Source organism: Exobacillus caeni (assembly GCF_005747095.1).
Classification (GTDB): Bacteria; Bacillota; Bacilli; order Bacillales; family Guptibacillaceae; genus Exobacillus; species Exobacillus caeni.
Genome location: NZ_SWLG01000025.1, coordinates 24,086 through 51,039, shown reverse-complemented (window position 1 = coordinate 51,039; position 26,954 = coordinate 24,086). Strand labels below are relative to the sequence as shown.

Genomic DNA, 26,954 nt, shown 5'->3' with positions numbered 1-26,954 from the left:
AGACTCCTCGAAAATGAACTGCCCATTTTCTTCGTGCGATGTCTTGCTGCCGTAGCCTTCCTTATCCTGCGGGAACAGCACGAGTCCGAAGACTCCAAAACGATGGTTTTTCCGCGAGGAGGCTGAGGCCGTGCCCGCGGAAAGCTAAGTATTCTGCCGAAGCGGTTTGTATCACTCCTACTAGCTACAAAGGAAGATACATCTATTGAAAAGTAACATTCAATACTTGTTGATTTTTAATTATTCGTTTTTTAACTTGAACGTCTTATTTATGTCCCAGCCTCTTTTTAGAATGTTAGATAGAAGGCGTTGTTTTTTTTACTTTCATAGGCTGGTAAAACAATGAATAGCCTGCCAACAAAAAAGTCGGTATTGATGAGAGCCCTAAAATCAAGAGCCATTCTCTCACATTTATTACCGTTGTATGGAAAATCGGCTGCAGCGGCGGATAGTAAATAACCACGAGAAGCATCAAAACGGAAGATAATACAGCCAACACCAGCAGCATGTTTTGGAAAGGATTTCTATGGAAAACAGAGTGCTCGCTGCGGCAATCAAACACATGGATAAGCTGCGCCATCACAAGGGTAGCAAACGCAATTGTTTGTGCCTTAACAAGGTCATCAGGATTTTGATAATAAGTGACCATAAAAGCAGCCAGAGTACACAATCCGATCAACAATCCCCTGCTGATAATCTTCCATCCAAGCTTTCTTGCAAAAACACCTTCGTTTGGACTTCTTGGCTCTCGCTTCATCACATCGCTTTCTGCCGGATCCACTCCAAGCGCCATTGCAGGCAAACCGTCGGTTACAAGGTTAACCCATAGAATCTGTATCGGCACGAGTGGCAGCGGCAGTGATAACAATATCGCGAACAACATTACAAAAATCTCACCTACGTTAGAGGCCAGCAGGTACCTGATAAACTTTCGAATATTTTCATAGATGTTTCTCCCTTCTTCAATAGCCGCCCGAATCGAAGTGAAATTATCATCACTTAATACAAGAGACGATGCTTCTTTGGCTACATCCGTTCCCGTTATTCCCATCGCTACTCCGATATTTGCAGCCTTGATCGCAGGGGCATCGTTTACTCCGTCCCCTGTCATCGCAACGACATGTCCTTTTTTCTGAAGTGCTCTAACGATTTTTAGCTTATGTTCTGGCGATACTCTTGCAAAGACATAAATATCATCTACCGCTTCCTCGAGATCTTCGATGCTTAACCTGCCCAATTCCTGTCCATCGATCACTCTTCCCCCGTGAGGTAAAATGCCAAGGTCTTTTGCGATCGCGGTTGCTGTAACAGCGTGGTCTCCTGTTATCATAATCGTTTTTACGCCTGCTGCCCGGCACTCCTGTACCGCTTGCTTCACTTCTGGCCTTGGAGGATCGATCATTCCCTGCAGTCCTACAAAAACAAGCTTTGATTCTGCCTGGACACTGTGGAGCAAATTTTCTGTGTTTTGCAGCGGCTTATATGCAATCGCAATCGTTCTTAATGCTTTAGCTCCCAGCTTGTTTATCTCTTGCTTCACTTTATTTTCCCTATCCTGGTCCAGCCGCTGTTGTCTTCCGTTCCATAGAATAGCGGTACTGTGCTTTAAAAGCACGTCCGGGGCGCCCTTGGTAACCACAAAGCGTTCTCCCTTTTTATTTTCAATTAAAACACTCATCATTTTTCTGGAAGAATCAAATGGAAACTCTTGAATGATATCAAAATTTGTTTCTCTAATTTCTGACAGGATACCCGCCTTCATCCCTGCAACCACAAGAGCACCTTCTGTCGGATCACCATCCAAATGAAACCTTTTGTTATCTTTTTTAACAACAGCGTTATTGCATAACACTCCAAAAGTAAGCAACTGCTTTAATGGTTTCACATCATCCGGGCTGACTTTTTTCCTATTCTCAAAGAAATCTCCATATGGATCGTAACCGGTACCTGTAACCGTCCAGGTTTTTCCGCCTGACCACAGATGGGTAACCGTCATCTTGTTCTGTGTTAGCGTTCCTGTTTTGTCCGAACAAATCACGGTAGCACATCCAAGTGTTTCAACCGACGGTAGCTTTCTTACAATTGCTTTGCGTTTGATCATCTTTTGCATTCCTAACGCAAGGGCGATCGTAACAATGGCCGGAAGCCCTTCCGGTATAGCAGCAACTGCCAGTGAAACACCAGCAAGGAACATATCATAGACATTCCGTCCTTGAATAATCCCGAGGATCACGACTAATGCGGTTAATGCCAGCGCTGCAGCAATCAATACCTTGCCGAGTTGTTCCAACCTTCGCTGGAGCGGAGTTGCCATTGTTTCTGCTGATTGTATCAAATGGGCGATTTTGCCCATCTCTGTTTTCATGCCTGTCCCTATAACAATCCCCTTGCCTTTTCCCTGTGTCACAAGCGTTCCCATGAAAGCTATATTCTCCTGATCCCCGATGCCAAGTTCTCCAGAAGCCAGGGGTTCTACTCTTTTGTTGACCGGTACCGATTCACCAGTTAGTGCTGATTCTTCAATGTATAGGGAATCTTCTGATATCAAGCGCAGATCAGCGCCTATCCGATCGCCGCTTTCTATTCTTACGATATCGCCGATGACTGCCTCTTTTGCCTGGATCTGCTTCCAGTTGCCGTTTCTCAACACTCTCATTTTAGGGGCTGATAGTTCTTTCAAAGCCTGGAGCGATTTTTCTGCCTTGCGTTCTTGCAAAAATCCTAAAAACCCGTTCATTAAAATAATAAGAATTATCGCGATCGCATCCAGGTATTCTCCAAGCAGTCCTGATATTAGGGTGGCTGCAAGGAGCACAACGACCATAAAGTCTTTAAACTGGGAAAGGAATATGATCCACCCGGAAGGGCGTTCCGCCTCTTCAATCTCATTGAATCCGGTCTTTTGGCGACGCTTTTGCACTTCATCTTCGGTCAAACCTTCTGTTAAATTGGCCCTTATTTTATCTGCGACCTCTTCTGCTGTATACTCGTACCACCGCATTCCTACACCTCGCAATCAAAATAGAACGATTGATTTATCTACTAGCCATCTATATTCAGACAAGCTAAAAAAAATGCTATACTGATTAAGATGGTTACTAATTGAGTCTGGAATTCAATAGAGAGTGGAAAGAATGAAGCTTTTGGAGGGTGTATTAAAATAACTATCTTTTTTAAAAAAAGCCCTTAATAAAAGAAAGAGTCTGGCATAAAGAAAACCATTATTATACTGGTTGTTTATGTCGTTGGACAAGAGGTGAGGTACTATGTCTTTTGATGGAATTGTAACAAGAGCAGTAGCAGATGAGTTAACTGAAACATTGCTAAATGGTAGAGTATCTAAAATCTATCAACCTTACAAGTCAGACCTGGTGTTCGTTATTCGGTCTGGAAGAAAGAACCATCATTTGCTTGTTTCCGCTAATCCGAGTTTTTCGAGAATACATGTTACGGAACAGAGCTATGATAATCCGAAAGAACCGCCGATGTTTTGCATGCTGCTGAGAAAGCATCTTGACGGCAGTATTCTTGAGAAAATAGAGCAGGTTGAGATGGAAAGGATCTTCCATCTAACATTTCGGACAAGAAATGAACTTGGTGATGTTAGCTATAGAAAACTAATTATTGAAATAATGGGAAGGCACAGCAACATTATACTTGTAAATGAGGAAAATATGATCCTGGATAGCATCAAGCATTTATCCCCAGCAGTCAACAGGCATCGTACTGTGCTTCCAGGACAGCCCTATGTCGCTCCTCCAGCACAAGAGAAAATTTCACCACTTGAAGTGGATGAAGAACAGTTCTTGCACCGTATTGACTTTAACAGCGGGAAGTTGGACAGGCAGATTGTCAATGAGTTTTCCGGTGTTTCACCGTTAATCGCAAAAGAGGTTCTTTCCCGGGCAGGACTCGCTAACCGTGCCAGTCTCACAGGCAGCTTTTTTGAAGTGATGGACAAGGTGAGAAATCGCGAATATGTCCCGCAAATGGTGTTTACTGAAAACAAGGAATTTTTCTCGGTTGTAGAGCTTTCTCATCTCGAAGGAGAGAAAAAAACTTTCGATAGCGTCAGTGAGCTGCTCGACCGTTTTTACTTCGGAAAAGCAGAACGCGACCGCGTGAAGCAGCAAACAAATGATCTCGAAAAGTTCCTGGTCAACGAACGAAAGAAAAACGTTAAGAAAATAAAAAAATTGGAAAGCACGCTAAAAAGCGCTGAAAAAGCTGATGAATTCCAGCTTTACGGAGAACTTCTAACAGCGAACATGCACGCTGTTAAACGCGGTGACAAAAACATAGAAGTTATTAACTACTATGACGAAAACGGAGCGACGATCGATATACCACTCGACCCGCAAAAGACTCCTTCTGAAAATGCACAGGATTATTTTAAAAAGTATAACAAGGCGAAAAACTCGCTCAGCATCGTAAACGAGCAAATCGAAAATGCCCATGAAGAAATCGATTATCTCGATCAGCTTATTCAACAACTTGAATCTGCTTCCCCCCGGGATGTAGAAGAAATCAGAGAAGAACTTGAAGAACAGGGCTATATCCGAAAGAGAAGCAAGCGGACAAAGCCAACTAAAAACACCAGGCCAACACTCGACCGGTATGTTTCCAGTGACGGAACAGAATTACTGGTTGGCAAAAACAATAAGCAAAATGAGTATTTAACAAACCGACTGGCGTCCAAAACGGAAACCTGGTTACACACGAAAGATATCCCGGGATCCCATGTTGTCATCCGCAACCCTGAATTTACAGAACAAACCTTGCTAGAAGCTGCAAATCTGGCAGCATACTTTAGTAAAGCACGGGAATCAGGATCGGTTCCTGTCGATTATACGCTCATTAAGCACGTCAAAAAGCCAAGCGGGGCAAAACCGGGTTATGTTACTTATGATAACCAGAACACCGTATATGTCACACCGGATCCGGATTTAGTTTTACAACTAAAAAGAAACGTATAAATCCTGCCTTCACGGCAGGATTTATACGTTTTTGTATGAGAAAAGATTGAAGATAGTTATGTAGTATACCTGGTACTGATCACAGGTTAGCAACAGTGATAATGGCAAGTCCATCAAGCACTTCGATATGCTCTGTAGAAACCGCACCGTTAGATCGCAGGAGGTCACTTAGCTGGTCAGGGGAATACCTGTGTCTCCTTGTTGACACATTTGCCCATTTAAGCAATGATGTTTGTTCGAACCCTCTTATTCCTTTATCTTTCGCATACGCAAATGCCTTCGCCTGGTCCATTCGGACAGAGGGATTCAGCATGGCCAGCTGTCCGCCTTCTTTTGTTACCCTGATCATTTCCTTCATGGCAATCTCCGGTTCAGGAAGCAAAAACAAGACACATGTTGAAAGAGAAAGGTCAAACTTCCCTTTCTCAAAAGGAATTTCACACGCATCAGCCTGCATAAAGGTCGCTTTCTCACTGCGGTTTATAAAAAAGAAATTTTGCTTGCTCGCTTTTAGCATTTCTTTCGACAAATCGATGCCAGTTAGATGGCCTGCTTCCTCTACCCCTCGGAGTAAAAGCCTCCCGGTACCACAACCAACATCAAGAACAGACTTTCCTTCCCAGGAACCTGTCGCTTGTTTCAATCGGTTATGAATGCTTCCCAGCCACTTCGTCCTTGCCATGTCATCAAAAAAAGATACGAGTGAATCAAATTCATCTCCAGGCATTTTTCTCACTATTATTCCTCCCATTTATTCGGGCCGAAAAACAGAATGTTACTAACTGCCGCTGCAATCCTTTAAGAATTCGACACTCCTTCTTGCATCCAATCTGTTGAAGAAGGCTTCTTGCGCCACTGCTGCAGCCTTTTCACGTCTTCCTTTTCAATAAACCCTTTTTGAGCCGCTATATCTAACATTGTAGTGAAGTTTGTCAATGTGTGCCAGTCAAGCGCTGTCTTTTGCAAATTATCCGTTCCTTTTTTAAGCTCATAAGAAAAGATCGCTGCAACACCAAGAATTTCAGCGCCGGCTTTTTTTAGTTCTTCAGCTGCATGGATAACGCTTCCGCCTGTAGAGATCAAGTCTTCAATGATGACGACTCTGTCGCCCCTGCTAATTTTCCCTTCGATAACATTTTCTTTGCCATGTCCTTTTGCTTTTCCGCGCACGTATACCATCGGAAGATTTAACTGGTCGCTCACCCATGCCGCGTGAGGGATACCAGCCGTAGCAGTTCCTGCGATACATTCCACATCAGGATAGTGTTCTTTGATAATTTGGACAAGCCCTTTTGCGATCTCTTTACGAACTTCTGGATAAGACAATGTTAATCGGTTATCACAATAAATTGGCGATTTCATTCCGGATGACCATGTAAATGGATCGTTGGGTTTTAGACTTACTGCTCCGATCGATAACAGGTGCTCTGCAATTTTAGGAAACATATGAACCCTCCCAATCTTTTTTCACTTTATAATAAGCTTCATAAGGATTTTCAGCTGCCGTTATGCTTCTTCCTACCACAATAAAATCACTACCGAGCGACCTGGCTTTTGAAGGTGTTGCGACACGCTTCTGATCCTGGGCAAGGTCTCCTTCTAACCTGATACCCGGTGTTACGGTAAGAAACGACTGTCCACATGCCTTTTTGATCCATGGAACCTCCAGTGCGGATGAAACCACACCGTCAAGTCCGCTTGCTTTCGTTAAACTCGCTAATGAAACAACCGCATCTTTCATTCTTTTATTGATATGAAGTTCCTGTTTTAGCATTTCTTCAGAAGTACTCGTCAGGTGGGTGACACCGATGCACATCGCCCGATTTTTTCCTGAAGGGCTTCCTGCTTCTAATCCTTCAAGAGCGCTCTGCATCATGTCCCTTCCGCCTGCAGCATGGACATTCACCAGGTCGACCCCGAGTCCCGCAAGGCCTTTCATCGCTTTCTTCACCGTGTTTGGAATATCATGAAGCTTCAGGTCTAAAAACAGCTGATGGTCCTGTTCTTTGATTTCTTCCACTAGAGAAGGTCCAAACTGATAAAAAGCTTCCATTCCTACTTTTACAAAAAGGGATTCTTGTTGAAACTCTTTTAAAAAACTTCTTATTTCTTCTCGTGTTGAATAATCAAGCGCTACTATGATTGAGCGACCCATTCTGTTTTCCAACTCCCTCCAATAAGTTCCGTTATATGGCCAACTTTCATCTTATCTAGCAAACCGGGCAATTCTTCGATAATATCCGGACATATAGTCGGATCCACAAAGTTCGCTGTACCTACCGCAACGGCGGAAGCGCCAGCGAGAAAGTATTCGATAACATCTTCTGCCTTGGTGACCCCGCCCATACCAATGATCGGTATATTAACTTCCTGGCTCACCTGATATATCATTCTTATCGAAACAGGTTTAACAGCCGGGCCTGATAATCCGCCCATTCCGTTTGATAAAATCGGTTGCCTGGATTTTAAATCTATCCGCATGCCAAGTAATGTGTTGATCATCGTTAGTCCATCTGCACCAGCAGCTTCAACCGCTTTTGCAATCGAAACGATATCCGTAACATTTGGAGACAGTTTTACATACACAGGTACACTGGATACTTTTTTCACTTCCTTTGTTACGTGTGCTGCCGTCTCTGGCACCGTACCAAAAGCGATCCCGCCTTCTTTTACATTCGGGCATGAAATATTCAACTCGAGTGCATGGACGTTCGGAGCAGTTGAAATTTTTTCAGCTACTACTACATAATCTTCTACTTTTGAGCCAGCGATGTTTGCAATGATCGGGACATCATACTGTTCGAGCCATGGCAATTCTTCGCTGTATACCTTCTCCAGTCCCGGGTTTTGCAGGCCGATGGCATTTAGCATTCCAGCTGCAGTTTCGGCCACTCTCGGAGTTGGATTTCCGAACCTGGATTCTATTGTTGTAGCCTTGACCATGATTGCACCGAGTACACTTAGGTCATAAAAATTTGCGTACTCTTTTCCGAATCCGAAACATCCCGATGCCGGCATGATCGGATTTTTAAGCTTTAAACCAGGTAGTTCAACCGCTAATCTGTTCATAAAACAACCTCCCCGGAAGGAAATACTGGCCCGTCACTGCAAACTTTTACATAGCTTGCACCTGCCGGGTCCTCTTGCACATGGCATACACATGCAAAGCAGGCACCAATTCCGCAACCCATTCTTTGCTCAAGCGATAAAAACACTTTTTTCTTACCATGGTAACGCTGCTCTATCGCTTTTAACATCGGAATAGGGCCACATGTGAAGACCATATCGAAATCAAGGTTTTCTTGCTCGATCACGTCTGTCACAAAACCTTTTGTACCTGTTGTCCCGTCGACAGTAGCGATGAAAGTAGGTCCTAGCTCGCTGAACTCTCTTTCATAAAACACGCTGTTTCCTGTTTGAAAACCATTCACATGGACAACGTTTACCCCGCGCTTTTTTAATTCTTTTGAGACATAATAGAGTGGTGGTACACCTATTCCTCCTCCGACCAATAAAGCCGTTTGGCCTTGTTCTGCTTCATCGAGAGGAAATCCATTACCAAGAGGTGCCAGCACATTGAGCTTTTCCCCGTATACCGTTTTAGAAAGAACTTCTGTACCTCTTCCTTCCACCCGATAAATCATTTTTAATTCATTCGTCTTTTCGTCAATATCGCATATGCTGATCGGCCTTCTTAACAATGGGTCCATCCCTGCACCAACTTTAAGGTGCAGGAATTGTCCCGGCTTGAACGAAGCATCGATATTCTCGTTTTGGATTGTTAATTCAAAGATCTTTTCAGCGATCTGCTCATGCTTTGTTACAACCCCATCCAGTTTTCTCATGCCTGGACCACTTCTTTTTTCGAGAAATTCGGCATGCTGTTGCTTGAGAAAGTAATTGTTTCTAACACTCGAAGCAATGCTTTTGCAGTATCCAGCGATGTGAAGCAAACCACTCCATTTTCTACAGACTCACGGCGGATACGGAAGCCATCACGTGCAGGCTGTTTCCCTTTTGTAAGAGTATTGATGACAAACTGTGCCTGGCCTTCGCGAATAACGTGGAGAAGGTTCGGTTTTTCCGCCCCGATTTTGTTCACAACAGTAACCGGAATGCCTTCTTCTCTTATTATGTCAGCAGTTCCTTCTGTCGCAAGAATGTTGTAGCCTATCTCGTGGAAGCGTCTTACCAGCACCATTGCTTCCTCTTTGTCTTTGTCTGCGATTGTGAATAGAACAGATCCGTATGATGGAATGTTCATTCCGGAAGCGATCAACCCTTTGTAAAGCGCCTTTTCCAGAGTCTTGTCTCTTCCCATTACTTCCCCGGTCGATTTCATTTCAGGTCCTAGAGTAATGTCTACTCTTCTAAGTTTTGCAAACGAGAAGACAGGCACCTTTACATAAACATCTGGCCTTTCCTCGCCATAACCTGTTTCATAGCCTAGATCGGATAACTTCTGGCCAAGAATAACCTTTGTGCCAAGGTTTGCCATCGGCACTCCGGTAATCTTGCTTAAGAACGGCACCGTCCTGCTGGAACGGGGATTCACTTCCAGAACATACACTTTATCGTTTTGGATAACGAATTGAATGTTCAACAGGCCGACAATGTTCAATCCTCTTGCAAGCGATATCGTTTGCTCGATCAATGTTTGCTTAATATGTTCTGAAATGCTTTGCGGAGGATATACTGCAATCGAATCTCCAGAATGGACTCCGGCACGTTCGATATGTTCCATAATTCCCGGAATAAAGACTGTTTCCCCGTCTGAAATCGCATCTACTTCAATTTCTTTACCTAACAGGTAACGATCGATAAGAACCGGATGCTGCGGATTCACTTTTACCGCATTTTCCATGTAATGTAACAGCTCTTCTTCTTTATAAACGATTTCCATCGCTCTTCCGCCGAGAACGTAAGAAGGCCTTACAAGCACCGGATAGCCGATTTCTCTGGCAACTTCAACTGCTTCTTCAACTGAAACGGCTGTTTTACCAGGAGGCTGTGGAATGTCGAGCTGTGACATCGTATGTTCAAACTTATCCCTGTCTTCTGCCCTGTCCATGTTTTCAAGGGATGTACCAAGGATTTTTACGCCCCTTGCTTCCAGTTCTGAGGCAAGGTTTATCGCGGTCTGTCCACCGAATTGGACAACAACCCCGATCGGATTTTCCTGTTTTACGACATGCATAACATCTTCCACTGTCAGTGGCTCAAAGTATAGCTTGTCGGATGTGCTGAAATCTGTTGATACAGTCTCAGGGTTATTGTTGACGATGATCGCTTCATATCCTGCTTCTTTAATCGCCCACACAGAATGGACCGTTGCATAGTCAAACTCTATTCCCTGTCCGATTCGGATCGGTCCTGAACCAAGTACAAGGACGCTTTTTCGGTCCGTTACTTCTGATTCATTTTCTTCTTCATAAGTTCCGTAGTAGTAAGGTGTAGCACTTTCGAATTCTGCTGCACACGTATCCACCATTTTGTAAACGGGCATCAGGTCATTTTCCTCACGAAGCTTAAAGACTTCTCTTTCTGAAACGTTCCAGAGGCTTGCGATCTTTTCATCTGAAAAGCCAAGTTTCTTAGCCTTTTCAAGCACTTCAAGGTTTCCGTTATTAGAGGCGATTTCTTTCTCAAGATCAACTATCTTCTTCATCTTCTCAAGGAAGAACACATTGATCTTGCTCCATTCAAAGATTTGTTGAACGGCAATTCCTCTTCGGAAGGCTTCACCAAGAACAAACAACCGCTCATCGTCTGCAGTCGTAATTCTTTTTTCGATCTCTTCATCTGACAGCTTACTCATTGACTCGATTTCGATGTGGGAAACGTTTGATTCAAGGGATCGGACTGCTTTTAGTAGTGATTCTTCTAAATTCCGTCCGATTGCCATGACTTCACCGGTTGCTTTCATCTGGGTTCCGAGTTTACGGTTCGCTGCTTCAAATTTATCGAACGGCCAGCGAGGGATCTTAGTGACGACATAATCGAGAGCTGGTTCGAAGCTAGCGTATGTTTTTCCTGTTACCGGGTTTTTCATTTCTGCAAGGGATAGTCCTACAGCAATTTTTGCTGCCAGCTTTGCGATCGGATAACCTGTCGCTTTAGATGCAAGTGCAGAAGAACGGCTTACCCTGGGATTGACCTCGATGATATAATAATTGAAGCTATCAGGGTCTAGAGCAAGCTGGATGTTACATCCACCCTCAATCTTTAATTCCCTGATCACTTTCAGGGCCACGTTCCTGAGCATTTGATAATCTCTATCCGAAAGTGTCTGGCTTGGCGCAACAACGATAGAATCCCCTGTATGGATTCCAACAGGATCGATGTTCTCCATATTACATACAACAATCGCCCCATCCTGTCCGTCTCTCATTACCTCGTATTCGATCTCCTTGAAGCCAGCGATGCTTTTTTCAAGCAAACATTGTGTTACCGGGCTGTTTTTTAGACCGCTGGAGACGATTTCGACCAGTTCCTCTTCATTATTCACTATACCTCCGCCTGTACCGCCAAGTGTGTATGCAGGTCTTACGATGACCGGGTAACCCACCTTTTCTACAAACCCGTATGCTTCATCAAGAGAACGGACAATATCACTTTCTGGAACAGGCTCCCCGAGCTCGTTCATCAAATTCCTGAAAAGGTCTCTGTCTTCTGCTTTTTGGATTGCATCAAGTTTTGTGCCAAGTAATTCAACATTGCATTCTTCTAAGATGCCTGCATCGGCAAGCTCGATCGCCATGTTTAGTCCTGTTTGCCCGCCGAGCGTTGCAAGAAGTGCGTCAGGGCGTTCTTTCCTGATGATTCTGCTTACAAATTCAAGTGTAAGGGGCTCAATATATACCTGGTCTGCCATCGTTGTATCCGTCATGATTGTAGCAGGATTAGAGTTGACTAGTATTACTTCATATCCTTCTTCTTTTAATGCCTGACATGCTTGTGTTCCTGCATAATCAAACTCGGCTGCCTGGCCGATAACAATAGGTCCTGATCCGATTACTAGAATTTTGTGAATGTCCGTTCTTTTAGGCATATGCTTTTTCCTCCTTGTGTACGTTAATCATGCTGATAAACTGGTCGAATAGTTCGTTGGAATCTTCAGGTCCCGGAGATGCTTCCGGATGATACTGTACACTGAACGCCGGGAATTCTTTATGGGAAAGTCCTTCGATCGTGTCATCATTGATTGCAATATGCGTCACTTCTAAAAGCCTATTATTAATAGATGCCGCAGAAACCGTATAGCCATGATTTTGAGAAGTGATCGAAATTTTATTTGTTTTCAACTCTTTGACAGGGTGGTTGGAACCTCTGTGGCCAAACTTCATCTTTTCAGTGTCAGCACCGCATGCAAGTGCGAATAACTGATGTCCAAGGCAAATGCCGAACAACGGAACTTTTCCAAGAACTTTATCTATCATTTCTACCGCTTCCGGAACGTCCTTTGGATCTCCAGGGCCGTTGCTAAGCATGATGCCGTCCGGGTTTAAGCGCAGAATCTCTTCGGCGGGAGTATCATAAGGAACAACGACAACATCGCAATTTCTTTTAATTAAATCCCTTAAGATACCATGCTTCATGCCAAAATCGACTAATACAACGCGATAACCCCGCCCCGGACTGGCATATGGAGCTTTCGTAGAAACACGTTTAACCTGGTCCGTCGGCAGTTCTCTCTTCTCTAATCCGGCAACCACTTCATCCGGATTCTGGTCGATGCTGCAGAGCTTTCCTTTCATCGTTCCTCTTGAGCGGATGAGTTTTGTTAGCTTACGCGTATCGATTCCCTGAAGCCCCGGAATACCTTTTGCTTTCAAGAGTTCATCTAATGACATCTCACTTCTCCAGTAGTTTGGAAGGTCTGCAGCTTCTTTGACGATCAATCCATTGATGGCCGGTGAAATCGATTCAAAGTCATCACGGTTAATTCCATAGTTTCCGATCAACGGATATGTCAGGGTGACGATTTGCCCGCAATATGATGGATCTGAAAGGATTTCCTGATATCCGGTCATACCGGTGTTAAAAACAACTTCTCCATCTTTTTCATGGTCACTTCCGAAAGCTTCTCCTACAAATACTGTTCCGTCTTCTAAAATCAGCTGCCTTTTCATTATGCATCGCTTCCTTTCTTCCATACGATTTCACCCTCAACCATTGTTTGTACCGGCCATCCTTTACATTCCCAGCCAGTGAAAGGCGTATTTTTTCCTTTAGATAAAAATTCTTTCGGATTGATTTCCCTTTGTTCTTTAAGATCGACGATCGTTAAGTCGGCTGGATACCCTTCTTTTATTTCACCCATTTTAAGTCCGAATGTCTCAGCAGGCTTTACCGTCATCCAGTCTACTAGCTGTTTTAAGGAAATGATTCCTTTTTCAACTAAGTGTGTGTTAAGTAATGGAAAAGCTGTTTCCAGTCCTACAATCCCAAACGGCGCTTTCTCGATTTCCTGTGCTTTTTCTTCGGCAGCATGCGGTGCATGGTCTGTTGCAATAAAGTCGATCGTGCCGTCTAAAAGACCTTCGATCAATGCCTGTCTGTCTTCTTTTCCTCTTAACGGAGGATTCATTTTATAATTCGTATCGATTCCCGGGATGTCTTCATCACATAAAAGCAAATGGTGTGGTGTCACCTCTGCAGTAACCTTTATGCCCGCGCGTTTCGCATCCCTCACAACTCTGACCGATTCCTTTGTGCTGATATGGCAAACATGGTAATGAGCGTGGGCTGCTTCAGCAAGTAAAACATCTCTCGCAATATGGACTGATTCACAAACGGAAGGAATTCCGTTTAAGTTTTCATTTTTAGAAAAAGTTCCTTCATGTACGCACCCATTGTTGATCAAGGTGTTTTCTTCGCAATGAGCCACGATGGCCATGTCGACTGCTGCCGCTCTTTTCATCGCTTCAAGCATCATGTCAGCGCGCTGGACACCGACTCCATCGTCTGTAAAGGCAAATGCTCCCGCTTCTTTTAGTGCCTTAAAATCGGTGATTTCCTCGCCCAGTTCTTTAACGGTGATCGAGGCATATGGAAGTACTTTCACGTGTGCAGCTTCTTCTATTCTGCTTTGAAGCCATTCCATTTGCTCTTTTGAATCCGGAACTGGTTTTGTGTTCGGCATAGGAGCTACCGCTGTATATCCCCCTCTTGCTGCGGCGAGTGTTCCTGTTTCGATCGTTTCTTTATGTTCTCCGCCAGGTTCTCTAAGATGGATATGAAGGTCGATAAACCCGGGAAGTAACAATTTCCCATCAATATCAAAAACTTCATGGTTTGCTTCAGGAATTGTTTCTTCTATTCTTGCAATGTTGCCTTCTTCATTGATCAATACTTCCCGGTTTATCATGTTTCCTTGTCCATCCAATAGCACTGCGTTTTTTAATAATTTCCCCATCTTATACCAGCTCCTTCGTCGCCATTTTTATCGCGCGTTTCAATGCAGCCATCCTGACATACACGCCGTTTTCTACCTGCTTAAAAATCCTTGACCTCTCGCATTCTACTAACTCCCCAGCAATCTCTACATCCCGGTTAACGGGTGCAGGATGCATAATAATGCTCCCTTGCTTCATCCGCTGCTCTCTTTCTATCGTTAAACCATACTGGGAGAGATAATCCGTTTTCTTTCGGTCAGTGTTATCTTTATGTCGTTCATACTGAATTCTCAGCATCATCATCACATCCGCTATTTCAACGGCTTCATCTATTGAAACATAATCGAAGTTACCAAGAGTTTCATCCTGCCACTCAGGCGGTGAAGAAAAAAGGACGTTTGCACCTAATCTTTTGAGTGTTTCTGCATTCGATCTTGCTACTCTGCTGTGCCTGATGTCCCCATTTATGACGATTGTTAAGCCTTCGAATGAACGGAACTCCTGCCTGATCGTCATTAGATCCAGCAAGGATTGTGTTGGATGGTGCCCGCATCCGTCTCCTGCATTTAAAATCGAAACACCTGTTTTTCCAATGAGTTCCTTGTAATAGTTTTCTTCTGTATGTCTTATCACCACTAGTGAAATTCCCATTGCTTCCAGGGTTTTCACAGTATCATAAAGCGTTTCTCCCTTTTGGATACTCGATGTAGCCGCTTCAAAGTTCAACACTTGCAGCCCTAATTTTTTTTCAGCTACTTCAAAGCTGAACTTTGTTCTTGTACTCGGTTCAAAAAACAGGTTCGCTGCAAAAAGTTCTTCTGATGGCTTCCAGTTTCTCCCTGATTTAAAGGACTCGGCCTGATCTAATATGCTGTAAATTTCATCTGTTGAAAGTGATGCCATATTCAATAAATGCCTCATTTGAATCATCTCCCCGAATACGTTTTTCACCTATAAAAAATGCACCCTGACTTAATAGTAAGGGTGCAGAAAAGGCGTACGACTCACGCGGATTCCTTCACCCTTTCAATGTCTCACTGGACATGATTAAAGGGTAGCTATTTTATTTTGCAACAAAAAACCTCTTTGCCCTATGCAAAGAGGTTACAGAATACACGTCTCCCGCTCCCGGCGGTTTCTGTGATCCTTGTTCCTCCCCTTGCAGCCTCTCTGGACTATTTTAAAAGGGCAGTTTTATTTGGTTGAAATGGAAACCTGGTCCATATCATCTACTTCATTTAAGGAAACTGTAACGACTTCATCCCTTGATGTAGGAACATTTTTACCAACATAATCCGGTCTGATCGGAAGTTCACGATGTCCCCTGTCTATTAAAACCGCAAGCTGGATTTGCGACGGCCTGCCAAGATCCATTATCGCATCCATCCCTGCCCGCACTGTTCTTCCAGTATAAAGCACATCATCAACAAGGATTACTTTTTTGTCTGTTACTTCATCTTTAATCTTTGTTCCTTTTAGAAGCGGATCTTTGTCTTCAGTTTTTGTTGATAGATCATCTCGATATAATGTGATATCCACTTCGCCAACTGAAATGGAAGAACCCTCAATTTTTTCTATACGTTCTGCCAGTCTTTCAGCAATATAAATTCCTCTTGTCTTGATACCGACAAGCATACAATCTTCAATACCTTTATTTCGTTCGATAATTTCATGAGCGATTCTAGTTAAGGCTCTTCGTATCGCCTGGTCGTCGAGGATGACTGTCTTCTTTTCCATATGTTCACCTCATTCCCCTAATGTTCCCGCTTCAAATAAAAAACCCTTCTGCCGCAGGCAAAAGGGTTGTGAAGGCATAAGTATCCTATCCGTCACTAATCATCCTTCTCAGCCTCACGGGACTGTAGTTAAAGGTTATTAACTTGGATTAAGTATCTCAAAGCAGCACTTGAATGTCAACGGGGGATTTTCACTTCCGAAGGTTTTCTAGCAATTTCACCATATCTTCAGGAATTTCTTTTTCAAACTCAAGCCACTTTCCAGTTACCGGATGCTCGAATCCGAGAACACCTGCGTGTAGTGCCTGGCCCTGGATCGGCAGCGTTTTTCTCGGACCGTACTTAGGATCGCCCGCAACAGGATGGTCAATATACTTCATATGAACCCGAATCTGATGGGTTCTGCCCGTTTCTAATTTGCATTCCACATACGAATAATTCGAAAAACGCTCGAGCACTTTAAAGTGCGTAACAGCATCCTTGCTGTTTTCATTCGTCACGGTCATACTCTGGCGGTCTTCTTTATCCCTGCCGATCGGTGCATCGATTGTCCCTACATCATGTTGGACAACACCATGGACAATAGCGCAATACTTTCTATTTACCGTTTTAGCCTGTAGCTGTTTTACAAGTGATTCATGCGCTCTGTCATTCTTAGCCACCATCAAAAGACCGGATGTATCTTTATCGATACGGTGTACGATTCCAGGCCGCAGTATCCCATTTATTCCAGACAAATCTTTTATTTGTGCCATCAACCCATTTACAAGGGTTCCGCTATAATGGCCGGGTGCAGGATGTACCACCATTCCCCTGGGTTTGTTTACGACCAGAACGTCCTGGTCTTCATAGAGAATCTCTAAATCCATCTGCTCAGGAACCACTTCAAGCGGTTCCGGCTCTGGAACGGAAACGGAGATGCTGTCCCCTTCATTAACTTTATAATTTCCTTTTACAGAGTCCCCATTCACTTTTACTAAATCATCTTTTATCCATTGCTGGACCTGTGTCCTTGACCAGTCATCTTCAAAGGAAGGAAGAATCTTGTCCAGGCGCTGGCCTTTATGTTGTGTATCAATTTTAAATGTAAAGTTTTCCATCATGATTCACCCTCAGCTTTTTTACCTTCAAACAATGAAGCAATAATAATTAGAACTACGCCTACAACAAGGGCTGAATCGGCTACATTAAAGATCGGATAATCATAGGAGAAAATATAAGTGTCGACAAAATCTACCACTTCTCCGCGCCAGATACGATCGATAAAGTTTCCGGCCGCCCCTCCGAGTATTAACGCTAAAACAAAGCTTATAAATCGATTAGTTCTGTACTGTCTCATGTAATATAAGATTGCAATGACGACTACGATGGTAATAATGTAAAAAAACCACATTTGCCCCTGGAGGATTCCCCAGGCAGCTCCCCTGTTTCGATGGGATGTGAGATACAGGAAGTCTTGTATCACGGTAATACGTTCACCCAGTTCCATGTTTTTAACTACGAGCCATTTCGTCCACTGGTCTACTATTATAACCAGCAACGCGATAAGATATTTCCACACGTTCGCTCCCCCGATCAGTTCTTCGTTACCTATGCATTTTAGCACAGTAGGTTTTCTCATACAATTGCAAGTGGTGATGAACAGCATTTTTTTGCTCTCCATGGCAGCTCTTTGGAGTCTTATTATTTTAAGTCCAAAACTACTTGCCTTAATATAATATTTCATTAAAAAGCACTCAACGTGGAGTTGAGTGCTCTGTATTTCTTAATAATATTTCTTTACTGTTTCGGCACAGTCGTGACAGAGTCCTGGGTGTTCTTCATCCTGGCCGACTGTTGGTGTTACTACCCAGCAGCGGTCACATGTTTCGCCTTCTGCAGCTTCAACAACGATTGCTACGTCACTGAATTGCTGTGCATTTGACGGAGCGTCTTGTTTGGCTCCCGCCATCTCTACAGCAGAAACGATGAACAATTTATCCAATCTTGAGAAATCAGAAAGCAGCTGTTTCGCATTTTCGTTTGCATAAATGCTGACTTTAGCGGTCAGTGACTTTCCGATCACTTTCTCATTACGGGCTACTTCAAGTGCTTTCAGGACATCATCGCGAAGTTCCATGAATGCATCCCACTTTTTCTCAAGCTCGCTAGTATCTGCAGAAAGATCAGCTTCAGGCATATCGGAAAGCTGTACAGCTTCTTCTTCAATACCCGGGATGTATTTCCAGACCTCTTCTGCCGTATGCGGGATGATAGGTGACAATAACTTCGCAAGAGCAGTTACTGTTTCGTAAAGCACCGTCTGGATAGAACGGCGGTCCGGATGATCCTCATGTTCTACATATAACGTATCTTTTGCGATATCAAGATAGAAAGAACTTAGATCAATCGTACAGAAGTTATGGATCGCATTATAAACCGTAGAGAATTGATACTCATCATATGCCGTTTTTACTCTGTCGATCAATTTATTCAATCTTACAAGCATGTATTGGTCAACTTCATTCAACTGATCTTTAGCAACTGTATGAGCTTTAGGATCAAAGCCATTCAGGTTTCCAAGCATGAAGCGGAATGTGTTACGGATTTTACGGTATACTTCTGCTACTTGTTTTAAAATTTCATCCGAAACACGCACATCAGCCTGATAGTCTGCAGATGACACCCACAGGCGAAGGATATCCGCTCCCAATTGTTTCATAACATCGTTAGGAACCATTACGTTGCCAAGTGATTTACTCATTTTCTTTCCTTCACCATCTAAAACGAATCCATGGCTGACAATCGCTTTGTATGGCGCTTTGCCAGTCACCGCTACCGACGTAGAAAGGGATGAGTTAAACCATCCGCGATATTGGTCAGAACCTTCAAGATAAAGATCAGCAGGACGTTCGAGTTCGTCTCTTTCTACAAGAACCGCTTGATGGGAAGAACCTGAATCAAACCAAACATCCATGATATCCAATTCTTTTCTGAACTCCCCGTTCGGGCTATGTTCAGAAGTGAATCCTTCAGGAAGAAGATCCTTCGCATCCCATTCATACCAGATGTTAGAACCATGTTCTCTAAACAGTTCAGAAATATGATCGATTGTTTCTTTTGTGATGATCGGCTTTCCATTTTCCCCGTAGAATACAGGAATCGGTACACCCCATGCACGCTGACGTGAAATACACCAGTCTTCACGATCTTTCACCATGTTGAACAAACGGGTTTCTCCCCAGCTCGGATGCCACTTCACATCTTTAACTGCTTGCAGCAATTCTTCTCTGAATTGCTTAATCGACGCAAACCATTGTTCAGTTGCACGGAAAATGATCGGTTTTTTCGTACGCCAATCATGCGGATACGAGTGAGTGATAAAGTTCAGTTTTACTAAAGCCCCGACTTCTTCAAGCTTTTCGGTGATCGGCTTGTTTGCTTTGTCATAAAACATACCTTCGAACCCGGGTGCCTCGTCCGTGAACACACCTTTTTCATCAACTGTGCAAAGTACCTCCAGACCATATTTTTTCCCGACAAAGTAGTCATCTTGCCCATGGCCAGGCGCCGTGTGAACACAGCCTGTTCCAGCATCGAGAGTGACATGGTCCCCAAGAACGACCAGAGATTCACGGTCGTAAAACGGATGGCTCGCTGTAACCATTTCAAGGTCTTTTCCTTTTACTTTTTTGATTTCTTCTACATCGTTCCATTCAAACTGCTCAGCCAACTGCTCAACAAGACCGGAAGCCACAATGTATTTTTGGTCATTTACCTTAAGAACGCTGTAATCGTAATCAGAATTAAGTGAGATAGCAAGGTTTGCCGGAATTGTCCATGGTGTTGTCGTCCAGATGATAAACTGCTCATCACCCTCTAGAACGCCTTTTCCATCCTTTACTTTAAACGCAACAAAAATAGAAGGAGAACGTTTATCATAGTACTCGATTTCCGCTTCTGCTAACGCTGACTCAGATGTTGGAGACCAATATACAGTCTTTTTATCTTTATAAATATATCCCTTGTTCGCCATTTCGCCAAACACTTTAATTTGTTGGGCTTCATATTCAGGTTTCAATGTGATATAAGGATTATCCCAATCCCCGCGTACACCGAGTCTCTTAAATTGTTCTCGCTGGCGGTCAACCTGCTCAAGGGCATACTCAGCACATAGCTTTCTAAACTCAGCTACCGATAGCTCTTTTCGATTGACTCCTTTTTTCGTTAACGCGGTTTCGATCGGCAGGCCGTGTGTATCCCAGCCTGGCACATATGGAGCATGAAATCCATTCATCGATTTATAACGGACGATCATATCTTTTAGGACTTTGTTCTCTGCATGCCCGATATGAATATCCCCGTTTGCATATGGAGGTCCATCGTGTAAAACGTAAAGAGGTCTTCCTTTCGTTCTTTCCTGGACTTTCTCATACATTTTTTCATCTTCCCATTGTTTTTGCATGTCGGGTTCTTTGTTCGGTAAGTTGCCGCGCATCGGGAATTCTGTACGTGGCATCAAAAGTGTATCTTTATAGCTCATTTCCCTTGTCCTCCCTGAATTTATCTGTTCAGTATAACCTAAAATAAAAAACAAAAAACCTTCCCATCCCAAAATAGGGACGAGAAGGTTACCCGCGGTACCACCCTGGTAAACACTATTCCCGAAGAAGAAATAATGTTCGCTTATATTCGTAACGTGAATCAACGCCATGTCCTACTCTTTTTTCGGCATGGAACTCCGGGGTGATCTTCCTTTTTCCTTTTACACCGGGCTTTCACCACCCCCCGGCTCGCTGTGTAAAGATTAGAAAAAGTACTGTCCCCATCTTTGTTTGTTTCCATTTGGTTGTTAATTTACAGTATAATTAAAAAGTTATTGAATCGTCAACAATAATAAAATAATAACGCAAAAATAAAGATAAGTCCAACTTAATTAAACGTTTTCTTCAATATGGCGTTCTTCTTCTTCCTCGACTGGCGCTGAAAGCCCGTCCCAATCCTCATTATTAAGCATTTCAAGCTGCGCTTCGATCAGCATGCGAAAGCGCGTGCGATAAACAGCTGCCTGTTTTTTCAACTCTTCGATTTCCATCGAGATCTTTCTTGATTTAGCAAGCGAATCATTTATAATGCGGTCAGCGTTCTTTTCTGCTTCTTTCAAAATGAGGCGTGCTTCCTTGCTGGCATTATGCTTAACATCTTCTGCAGTTTCCTGCGCAATAACAATGGATTTGTTAAGCGTCTCTTCAAGATTTGAAAAATGACCGAGTCTCTCTTCCATCGAACGGACCCGTTCTTCTAACTCTTTTTTCTCCCTAATGATGGTTTCATAATCTTTGATCACCTGATCAAGAAACTCATTCACTTCGTCTTCATCATAGCCGCGAAAGCCGCGTGTAAATTCTTTGTTATGAATATCTAATGGTGTTAAAGGCAATATAAGCCACCTCCGTAATACTCTGTTAATTATACTGTATTTCGACAGTAGTCTTCGCTTTCCCTTTTAATTTACAAAACTATTTTTGTCTGCCAAATATTATTCGCCATTTTTCTTTTTTTGTTTTTCCTTCTATGGAAATAATCTTACTTCTTCCATATCCTCTTAACGAAAGAATATCTTGTTCTTCAATCTCAAAAGAAGGCTGGCTGGCAATTTTCCAATTCACCTTTGCCATTTCTCCCTGTATGTAAGTTGAAGCTTTGCTTCTTGATAGGTTATATATTTCAGCCAGAACTGTGTCCAGCCTCATGCTTGATACTGTTCCAGTTTCCTCGGTCCAGTCTTTCTCAGCTTTTATGGCCTTTGAAAAAGGGATTTCATCTAAAGAAACAGTAGCTTTGCCGATCGATGTTAAATTTAATCGTACATAATCTACAATTTCTCTTGCAACAACCATTTGCACTTCTTCTTTTGCAAGAACTATGTCCCCAAACTTTGCTCTCTTCAATCCAATACTCATCAACGAACCAAGAACGTTCCGATGTGTTAAAGTCACAAACTTGCTTGGATAATTTACAGAGAGCAATGCAAGCTCAAAATCTTCTTCCTTTATTTCAAAATAAGGAGGTGCCAGGAGGGCTCTCATCCGCTCAGCACCATCAGTACCTCCCCTGAATTCCAGCTGGACTTCAGGGTCGTTACCGATTACTTGTGACAAGATCAAACGTTCACGAGGATCGAGAAAATCAGTCAGCTTTGGAGCGTATCGATTTTTGACATCAAGCTGCCATTCTAGCACCTTATCAACGAACGACCGTTCTTCTTTTCGGAAGTGTTCATAGATAGACATTACTTTATACCTTAAAACATGCCGAATATAGCAAAGACGCCATATCGTGCAAAGTTCAATGCGAAAATAGCAACGATAGGAGAAATATCAATCATTCCAAGAGGAGGAATAAACTTTCTAAAAGGCGCCAGATAAGGTTCGCAAATGGATGCCATAATTTGTCCGAATGTTGATTCGCGGGCGTTCGGTACCCATGACATAAAGATGTAAATGATTAAAATCCATGAATAGATATTGATTATCTCAGCTAAGAGCACAGCTATGTTCAACTACTTCACCATCCTAACTAATCATTGTTGCTAATAAAGTCTGAAATGTTTCCTGTGATTTCTACATTATCCGGTGTACACATAAATGTATCAGGCCCAAGCTTTTGTATATCACCGCCAACTGCATACACAGTTCCGCTCATGAAATCGACTATACGTATTGCCTGGTCGTGAGGAAGCTGTTGTAAATTCATGATAACTGACCTGCGATTCTTGATCTGATCCGCAATATCCTGAGCTTCTGCGTACATTCTTGGTTCTACTAATACAACTTTAGAGCTTTTATGTACGCTTTGCAAACTAACGACATTTTGTTTATTCTGTTTTTTCCTTGACCGGGAAGTTTCATACTCCTCTTCTTCGAAGTCATCATACTCTTCTTCATATTCTTCCAACTCTACGGTTTCATCATCAAGCTCAAAAAACTGTTTGAACTTCGTCTTAATTCCCATTTTTAGAGAACCTCCTTAATGCTAACAAAGCACGTTTTTATAGTTCCTTTCCAACGAGCGCAGTTCCGATCCGAACAAATGTAGCTCCTTCTTCAACCGCAATTTCAAAATCATTCGACATTCCCATGGAAAGCTCATTGCATGGAGCATAAGGCAAATGTAACCGTTTGACTTCTTCTTGCAATTCTTTTAATTCTCTAAACACTGTCCTGATGCTTTCTTTATCATCAGTATGAGGAGCCATCGTCATTAAACCAACTACTTCGATTGATGAAAACCTTTCTAACTGTTTTATAAATGTCAGTGCATCCTCTTTTGAAAGCCCATGTTTAGAACTTTCTTCTGAAATATTAACCTGGACAAAACAACGAACTTTTCCTTCGGCTCGTTTCTGGATCTCTTTTGCGAGTGAAAGCCTGTCCAGGGAATGAATATAATCGACCTTACCGATTATATCTTTAACCTTTCTGGACTGCAGAGTGCCAATAAAATGCCAAACAGGTTTTTCTCCTAAGGCCTCATACTTTTCTAGCAATCCAAAATCCCGGCTCTCACCAAGATGCTCAACGCCTGATTCGAGTGCTTCTTCTGCTGTTTTAATAGAGACATACTTCGTTACTGCAATTATATTAACTTCATCTGAATTTCTGTTATTCTTTGTACATGCAACTTCGATTTGCTTTTTAATCGCTTCTAAGTTTTCTCTTACTGACACTTGATGATCAAGCCTCCCTTAATCCAATAAAACTTAACATACGGCCTGTTTTTCCGCCTTCATTTCTATGTGAATAAAAAATATCAGTCTGGCAGCCTGTACAATACTCTGTTACGAATATTTGATCTTCAGGAATTCCGTTATTGGCAAGTATTAAGCGATTGGCCTCTTTTAGATCAAGCATAAATTTTCCAGGCATATGTTCTGTAAAAGGAAAGGGCTCCTGATTCCTGAGAACATTCCTAACTGCATCACTTACGTTTTGGTCAACCTCATAACAGCAACTGCCGATAGAAGGACCGATTACAGCATAAACCCGGTCAGCCGGAACTCCTTCTTTTTTCCAGGCATTAACCATGTTGCCGGCAATATTTTCAGTCGTTCCCCGCCAGCCTGCATGAGCAATTCCAACATAGCTGTAATCTGGAGAATAGAAAAAAATTGGAACGCAATCTGCATAGAATGCTCCTAGCATCACTTCCGGCTCATTGGTGTATAAGCCATCCACTGAAGGGATAACAGTGTCCAGGTTCCTTGCACCATTCCCCCGCTCTTTTTTGCCTACTTTTTGAATGTTTCCGCCATGGACTTGTTCACTGATAACCCAGTGATCCAGCCGGAACGACAAAAGGTCTGCAAGATGCTCTCTGTTTTTAAGAACATGCTCATGTTTATCACCAACATGCAATCCCATATTGAGTTCAGTATACGGGGCATCACTGTATCCGTTCTTGCGAGTGGTAATGCCTGCTACGAGTTTGTTTTCGGATACCCATTCAGTAAGTTCATAATAAGAAGGGTCTTTTTGCTGAAAAGGCTCTTTACTCACTTCGACACTCCTTACCTAATTAACATATAATTATAACTTATTTTATCATATTGTGTTGAACATAAGGAACATTGTTTGCGATCAAATTCCAAACAATGGATGAAATCGCATTTTTTTCTGTAAAAATAAACAAAAGAGTCCTCTATGACTCTTTTGGATAAGTTTGTTCTCCGTTGCCTGTATCATAATGACGAACTAAAATCACATCGGAACCAATCTTAACGATGTTTCTCCATGGTATAACAATATCACTTTCCCTTGCAAAAAAACCCATCATCTTGCCTGTACCCGGAATAACAATCGCTTCAATCTTTCCGGTCGTTAGATTGATCTCCAGGTCTGCGATCTGTCCTAATTTCTTCCCGTTTGAAACATTTACAACATCCTTCACCTGGAACTCCGATATTTTAATCATCCTATTCGCCTGCCTTTCTTTACATTATATGAGCCCTCACATAAAAATGAACTTTTTTAAATTTTGGAAATCGGTGCCTTTTTTATGTAAGATGTCGGATTTCCTATAGTTTGTATCTTGTAAATGATCTCCCGAATAAAGATAGCCATATGTTTTTGAAAGAGCGATGCGACTAGACCCTTTGTGTATAAAGATACGTCATGCTTGCGTGTAGGGATCTTTATACACTTGAGCTGCCAGGGAGAGCTATGCTGGTTAAACATAAGAAAAGGCCGCACAGCGGCCTTTTCAACTTTGTATATGTTTATTCATTTGTTGGATTGCAGCCTTTTCAAGTCTTGACACTTGAGCCTGGGAAATTCCGATTTCTTCGGCAACCTCCATTTGTGTTTTTCCTTGAAAAAACCGCATTTGTAATATCATGTTTTCCCTGTTGTTAAGTCTTGTCATTGCTTCCTTTAACGCAATGTCTTCCAGCCACTGAAAATCCTTTTGCTTATCATCACTGATTTGATCCATTACATAAATGGGGTCCCCTCCATCATTGTATATTGGTTCAAAAAGCGAAACGGGATCCTGGATGGCATCAAGCGCAAACACTACTTCTTCCTTGGTAACATCCAATTCTTTTGCGATTTCAACAGCAGTAGGTTCCTTAGAATTTTTACTCATAAGATTATCACGGACCTGCAAGGCCTTATAAGCGATATCCCTGAGTGATCTTGATACGCGAATCGGATTGTTGTCACGAAGATAGCGCCTGATTTCTCCGATGATCATTGGTACAGCGTAAGTAGAAAATTTAACATTTTGACCAAGATCAAAGTTGTCGATCGATTTCATCAAACCGATACAGCCAACCTGAAATAAGTCATCGACATACTCTCCACGGTTGTTAAAGCGTTGAATGACACTTAAAACTAAGCGTAAGTTTCCATTGACTAATTCCTCACGTGCAGTTATATCTCCACTCTGCATTTTTCGAAACAAAATTCTCATTTCCTGGTTGGTTAGTACCGGGAGTTTTGAGGTATCGACTCCACAAATTTCAACTTTATTTCGTGTCAATTCTTTCCCTCCTTGCCGGAGATGCTGTCAAAGTAAAGTATCTCCTCGGAAGGGAAATTTATGCATAAAACATTTTAGGGAAATATCAAGTATCTCGTTAAACCATTTTATTAAATTCCTTTCGAAGCCTTTTAATAATGCGCTTTTCGAGCCGTGAAATATAAGATTGGGAAATACCCAATAAATCAGCGACATCTTTTTGGGTTTTCTCTTCATCACCGCTTAAACCGAACCTGAGCTCCATAATTTGTTTTTCTCTCTGGTTTAATGATTCTAATGCTTTAACAAGAAGCTTTCTGTCTACTCTTGCTTCAATCCTCTTCGTAATGATATCTTCTTCTGTACCAAGAACATCTGAAAGCAATAGCTCATTCCCATCCCAGTCAACATTGAGTGGTTCATCGAATGAAACTTCAGATCTAATTTTGTTGTTACGTCGCAGGTACATTAAAATTTCGTTTTCAATACAACGGGATGCATAAGTTGCGAGCTTAATTTTTTTCTCTGGATTGAATGTGTTCACCGCTTTGATTAATCCGATCGTCCCTATGCTGATTAAATCTTCAATGTTAATTCCTGTATTTTCAAATTTTCTAGCAATATAAACTACAAGCCGCAGGTTTCTTTCGATCAACATCGACCGAGCAGCCTTATCACCCTTTGGAAGCCGCTCTAATAAAAGTGCTTCTTCATCCTTCGTCAACGGGGGAGGCAGCGCCTCGCTTCCTCCTATGTAATAGATTTCGTCCGCTTTTATTCCGAGTTTCATCAGGAGTTTATACCAGATTAGCCTTAGTCTGACCTTAAACTTTCCCACATTTATT

Annotated in this window: 24 protein-coding genes and 1 other annotated feature; of the genes, 1 reads left to right on the top strand and 23 read right to left on the bottom strand. The window is 42.5% G+C overall.

Going from position 1 to position 26,954, the window contains the following annotated elements:
* Positions 1 to 295 precede the first annotated feature (295 nt).
* A complete protein-coding gene (locus tag FCL54_RS21540) occupies positions 296 to 3,001 on the bottom strand; it encodes a calcium-transporting P-type ATPase, PMR1-type (protein ID WP_138129254.1) in 2,706 nt (901 codons plus the stop codon).
* 265 nt (positions 3,002 to 3,266) lie between these two features.
* On the opposite strand from FCL54_RS21540, the gene FCL54_RS21535 reads away from it, so the two are divergent.
* Positions 3,267 to 4,976, top strand: coding sequence for an Rqc2 family fibronectin-binding protein (locus FCL54_RS21535; RefSeq protein WP_138129253.1), 1,710 nt, complete (start codon positions 3,267 to 3,269; stop codon positions 4,974 to 4,976).
* Between the two features lie 79 nt (positions 4,977 to 5,055).
* On the opposite strand, the gene FCL54_RS21530 is transcribed toward FCL54_RS21535, so the two are convergent.
* The 22 genes from FCL54_RS21530 to sigE all read right to left on the bottom strand — a co-directional run bounded on the left by FCL54_RS21530 (position 5,056) and on the right by sigE (position 26,947).
* Complete coding sequence (locus tag FCL54_RS21530) at positions 5,056 to 5,703, bottom strand: class I SAM-dependent methyltransferase (RefSeq protein ID WP_246055403.1); 648 nt, start codon at positions 5,701 to 5,703, stop codon at positions 5,056 to 5,058.
* Positions 5,704 to 5,774: 71 nt separating this feature from the next.
* A complete protein-coding gene (gene pyrE, locus FCL54_RS21525; protein WP_138129251.1) occupies positions 5,775 to 6,422 on the bottom strand; it encodes an orotate phosphoribosyltransferase in 648 nt (215 codons plus the stop codon).
* On the bottom strand, positions 6,412 to 7,131 hold the full coding sequence (gene pyrF / locus FCL54_RS21520; protein WP_138129250.1) for an orotidine-5'-phosphate decarboxylase: 720 nt from the start codon (positions 7,129 to 7,131) through the stop codon (positions 6,412 to 6,414). Before pyrF ends, pyrE begins: the two co-directional genes overlap by 11 nt.
* On the bottom strand, positions 7,113 to 8,045 hold the full coding sequence (locus FCL54_RS21515; protein ID WP_138129249.1) for a dihydroorotate dehydrogenase: 933 nt from the start codon (positions 8,043 to 8,045) through the stop codon (positions 7,113 to 7,115). Before FCL54_RS21515 ends, pyrF begins: the two co-directional genes overlap by 19 nt.
* The gene (locus tag FCL54_RS21510) at positions 8,042 to 8,821 is read right to left on the bottom strand and encodes a dihydroorotate dehydrogenase electron transfer subunit (protein ID WP_138129248.1); all 780 of its coding nucleotides are present in this window, start codon (positions 8,819 to 8,821) and stop codon (positions 8,042 to 8,044) included. Before FCL54_RS21510 ends, FCL54_RS21515 begins: the two co-directional genes overlap by 4 nt.
* Positions 8,818 to 12,027, bottom strand: a complete 3,210-nt coding sequence (carB, locus tag FCL54_RS21505; RefSeq protein ID WP_138129247.1) for a carbamoyl-phosphate synthase large subunit — start codon at positions 12,025 to 12,027, stop codon at positions 8,818 to 8,820. Before carB ends, FCL54_RS21510 begins: the two co-directional genes overlap by 4 nt.
* Positions 12,020 to 13,108 (bottom strand): carbamoyl phosphate synthase small subunit, encoded by a 1,089-nt coding sequence (locus tag FCL54_RS21500; protein ID WP_138129246.1) that lies wholly within the window; start codon positions 13,106 to 13,108, stop codon positions 12,020 to 12,022. Before FCL54_RS21500 ends, carB begins: the two co-directional genes overlap by 8 nt.
* Positions 13,108 to 14,394, bottom strand: a complete 1,287-nt coding sequence (locus FCL54_RS21495) for a dihydroorotase (RefSeq protein WP_138129245.1) — start codon at positions 14,392 to 14,394, stop codon at positions 13,108 to 13,110. Before FCL54_RS21495 ends, FCL54_RS21500 begins: the two co-directional genes overlap by 1 nt.
* A gap of 1 nt (position 14,395) precedes the next feature.
* Positions 14,396 to 15,295, bottom strand: a complete 900-nt coding sequence (locus FCL54_RS21490; RefSeq protein WP_138129244.1) for an aspartate carbamoyltransferase catalytic subunit — start codon at positions 15,293 to 15,295, stop codon at positions 14,396 to 14,398.
* A gap of 273 nt (positions 15,296 to 15,568) precedes the next feature.
* Entirely contained in the window at positions 15,569 to 16,111 is a 543-nt protein-coding gene (gene pyrR, locus FCL54_RS21485) for a bifunctional pyr operon transcriptional regulator/uracil phosphoribosyltransferase PyrR (protein WP_138129243.1), read from the bottom strand.
* A 190-nt stretch (positions 16,112 to 16,301) separates the two neighbouring features.
* On the bottom strand, positions 16,302 to 17,210 hold the full coding sequence (locus FCL54_RS21480; RefSeq protein ID WP_138129242.1) for an RluA family pseudouridine synthase: 909 nt from the start codon (positions 17,208 to 17,210) through the stop codon (positions 16,302 to 16,304).
* Positions 17,210 to 17,671: a signal peptidase II gene (gene lspA, locus FCL54_RS21475; RefSeq protein ID WP_138129255.1), complete on the bottom strand. Its 462-nt coding sequence runs from the start codon at positions 17,669 to 17,671 to the stop codon at positions 17,210 to 17,212. The genes FCL54_RS21480 and lspA overlap by 1 nt, the downstream gene beginning before the upstream one ends.
* Before the next feature lie 204 nt (positions 17,672 to 17,875).
* Positions 17,876 to 20,632, bottom strand: coding sequence for an isoleucine--tRNA ligase (gene ileS / locus FCL54_RS21470; RefSeq protein ID WP_138129241.1), 2,757 nt, complete (start codon positions 20,630 to 20,632; stop codon positions 17,876 to 17,878).
* A 72-nt stretch (positions 20,633 to 20,704) separates the two neighbouring features.
* Positions 20,705 to 20,930 (bottom strand) — a binding site (T-box leader).
* 95 nt (positions 20,931 to 21,025) lie between these two features.
* Positions 21,026 to 21,529 carry a DivIVA domain-containing protein gene (locus tag FCL54_RS21465; protein WP_138129240.1) on the bottom strand — a complete coding sequence of 168 codons (504 nt, stop codon included), beginning with the start codon at positions 21,527 to 21,529 and terminating at the stop codon, positions 21,026 to 21,028.
* 79 nt (positions 21,530 to 21,608) lie between these two features.
* Positions 21,609 to 22,382: a YlmH family RNA-binding protein gene (locus FCL54_RS21460; RefSeq protein ID WP_138129239.1), complete on the bottom strand. Its 774-nt coding sequence runs from the start codon at positions 22,380 to 22,382 to the stop codon at positions 21,609 to 21,611.
* 11 nt (positions 22,383 to 22,393) lie between these two features.
* Entirely contained in the window at positions 22,394 to 22,651 is a 258-nt protein-coding gene (locus FCL54_RS21455) for a YggT family protein (RefSeq protein ID WP_138129238.1), read from the bottom strand.
* A 17-nt stretch (positions 22,652 to 22,668) separates the two neighbouring features.
* Positions 22,669 to 23,103, bottom strand: a complete 435-nt coding sequence (locus FCL54_RS21450; protein ID WP_138129237.1) for a cell division protein SepF — start codon at positions 23,101 to 23,103, stop codon at positions 22,669 to 22,671.
* Between the two features lie 37 nt (positions 23,104 to 23,140).
* Positions 23,141 to 23,818, bottom strand: a complete 678-nt coding sequence (locus FCL54_RS21445) for a YggS family pyridoxal phosphate-dependent enzyme (protein ID WP_138129236.1) — start codon at positions 23,816 to 23,818, stop codon at positions 23,141 to 23,143.
* Positions 23,819 to 23,825: 7 nt separating this feature from the next.
* A complete protein-coding gene (gene pgeF / locus FCL54_RS21440) occupies positions 23,826 to 24,647 on the bottom strand; it encodes a peptidoglycan editing factor PgeF (RefSeq protein WP_138129235.1) in 822 nt (273 codons plus the stop codon).
* Between the two features lie 142 nt (positions 24,648 to 24,789).
* The gene (locus FCL54_RS21435) at positions 24,790 to 25,062 is read right to left on the bottom strand and encodes a YlmC/YmxH family sporulation protein (RefSeq protein WP_138129234.1); all 273 of its coding nucleotides are present in this window, start codon (positions 25,060 to 25,062) and stop codon (positions 24,790 to 24,792) included.
* A 288-nt stretch (positions 25,063 to 25,350) separates the two neighbouring features.
* Positions 25,351 to 26,130, bottom strand: a complete 780-nt coding sequence (gene sigG, locus FCL54_RS21430) for an RNA polymerase sporulation sigma factor SigG (protein WP_138129233.1) — start codon at positions 26,128 to 26,130, stop codon at positions 25,351 to 25,353.
* 97 nt (positions 26,131 to 26,227) lie between these two features.
* Positions 26,228 to 26,947: an RNA polymerase sporulation sigma factor SigE gene (gene sigE, locus FCL54_RS21425; RefSeq protein ID WP_138129232.1), complete on the bottom strand. Its 720-nt coding sequence runs from the start codon at positions 26,945 to 26,947 to the stop codon at positions 26,228 to 26,230.
* Positions 26,948 to 26,954: the final 7 nt, after the last annotated feature.

Excerpts from the sequence above, each read along its gene's own strand:
- FCL54_RS21540 (WP_138129254.1), bottom strand. The coding sequence starts at position 3,001 with ATGCGGTGGTACGAGTATACAGCAGAAGAGGTCGCAGATAAAATAAGG.
- pyrR (WP_138129243.1), bottom strand. The coding sequence starts at position 16,111 with ATGGAAAAGAAGACAGTCATCCTCGACGACCAGGCGATACGAAGAGCC.
- FCL54_RS21450 (WP_138129237.1), bottom strand. The coding sequence starts at position 23,103 with ATGGGAATTAAGACGAAGTTCAAACAGTTTTTTGAGCTTGATGATGAA.
- FCL54_RS21515 (WP_138129249.1), bottom strand. The coding sequence starts at position 8,045 with ATGAACAGATTAGCGGTTGAACTACCTGGTTTAAAGCTTAAAAATCCG.
- FCL54_RS21480 (WP_138129242.1), bottom strand. The coding sequence starts at position 17,210 with ATGGAAAACTTTACATTTAAAATTGATACACAACATAAAGGCCAGCGC.
- FCL54_RS21435 (WP_138129234.1), bottom strand. The coding sequence starts at position 25,062 with ATGATTAAAATATCGGAGTTCCAGGTGAAGGATGTTGTAAATGTTTCA.
- FCL54_RS21530 (WP_246055403.1), bottom strand. The coding sequence starts at position 5,703 with ATGCCTGGAGATGAATTTGATTCACTCGTATCTTTTTTTGATGACATG.
- pyrE (WP_138129251.1), bottom strand. The coding sequence starts at position 6,422 with ATGTTTCCTAAAATTGCAGAGCACCTGTTATCGATCGGAGCAGTAAGT.
- FCL54_RS21490 (WP_138129244.1), bottom strand. The coding sequence starts at position 15,295 with ATGAGGCATTTATTGAATATGGCATCACTTTCAACAGATGAAATTTAC.
- FCL54_RS21495 (WP_138129245.1), bottom strand. The coding sequence starts at position 14,394 with ATGGGGAAATTATTAAAAAACGCAGTGCTATTGGATGGACAAGGAAAC.
- FCL54_RS21500 (WP_138129246.1), bottom strand. The coding sequence starts at position 13,108 with ATGAAAAGGCAGCTGATTTTAGAAGACGGAACAGTATTTGTAGGAGAA.
- ileS (WP_138129241.1), bottom strand. The coding sequence starts at position 20,632 with ATGAGCTATAAAGATACACTTTTGATGCCACGTACAGAATTCCCGATG.
- FCL54_RS21535 (WP_138129253.1), top strand. The coding sequence starts at position 3,267 with ATGTCTTTTGATGGAATTGTAACAAGAGCAGTAGCAGATGAGTTAACT.
- carB (WP_138129247.1), bottom strand. The coding sequence starts at position 12,027 with ATGCCTAAAAGAACGGACATTCACAAAATTCTAGTAATCGGATCAGGA.
- FCL54_RS21510 (WP_138129248.1), bottom strand. The coding sequence starts at position 8,821 with ATGAGAAAACTGGATGGGGTTGTAACAAAGCATGAGCAGATCGCTGAA.
- FCL54_RS21460 (WP_138129239.1), bottom strand. The coding sequence starts at position 22,382 with ATGTCTATCTATGAACACTTCCGAAAAGAAGAACGGTCGTTCGTTGAT.
- pyrF (WP_138129250.1), bottom strand. The coding sequence starts at position 7,131 with ATGGGTCGCTCAATCATAGTAGCGCTTGATTATTCAACACGAGAAGAA.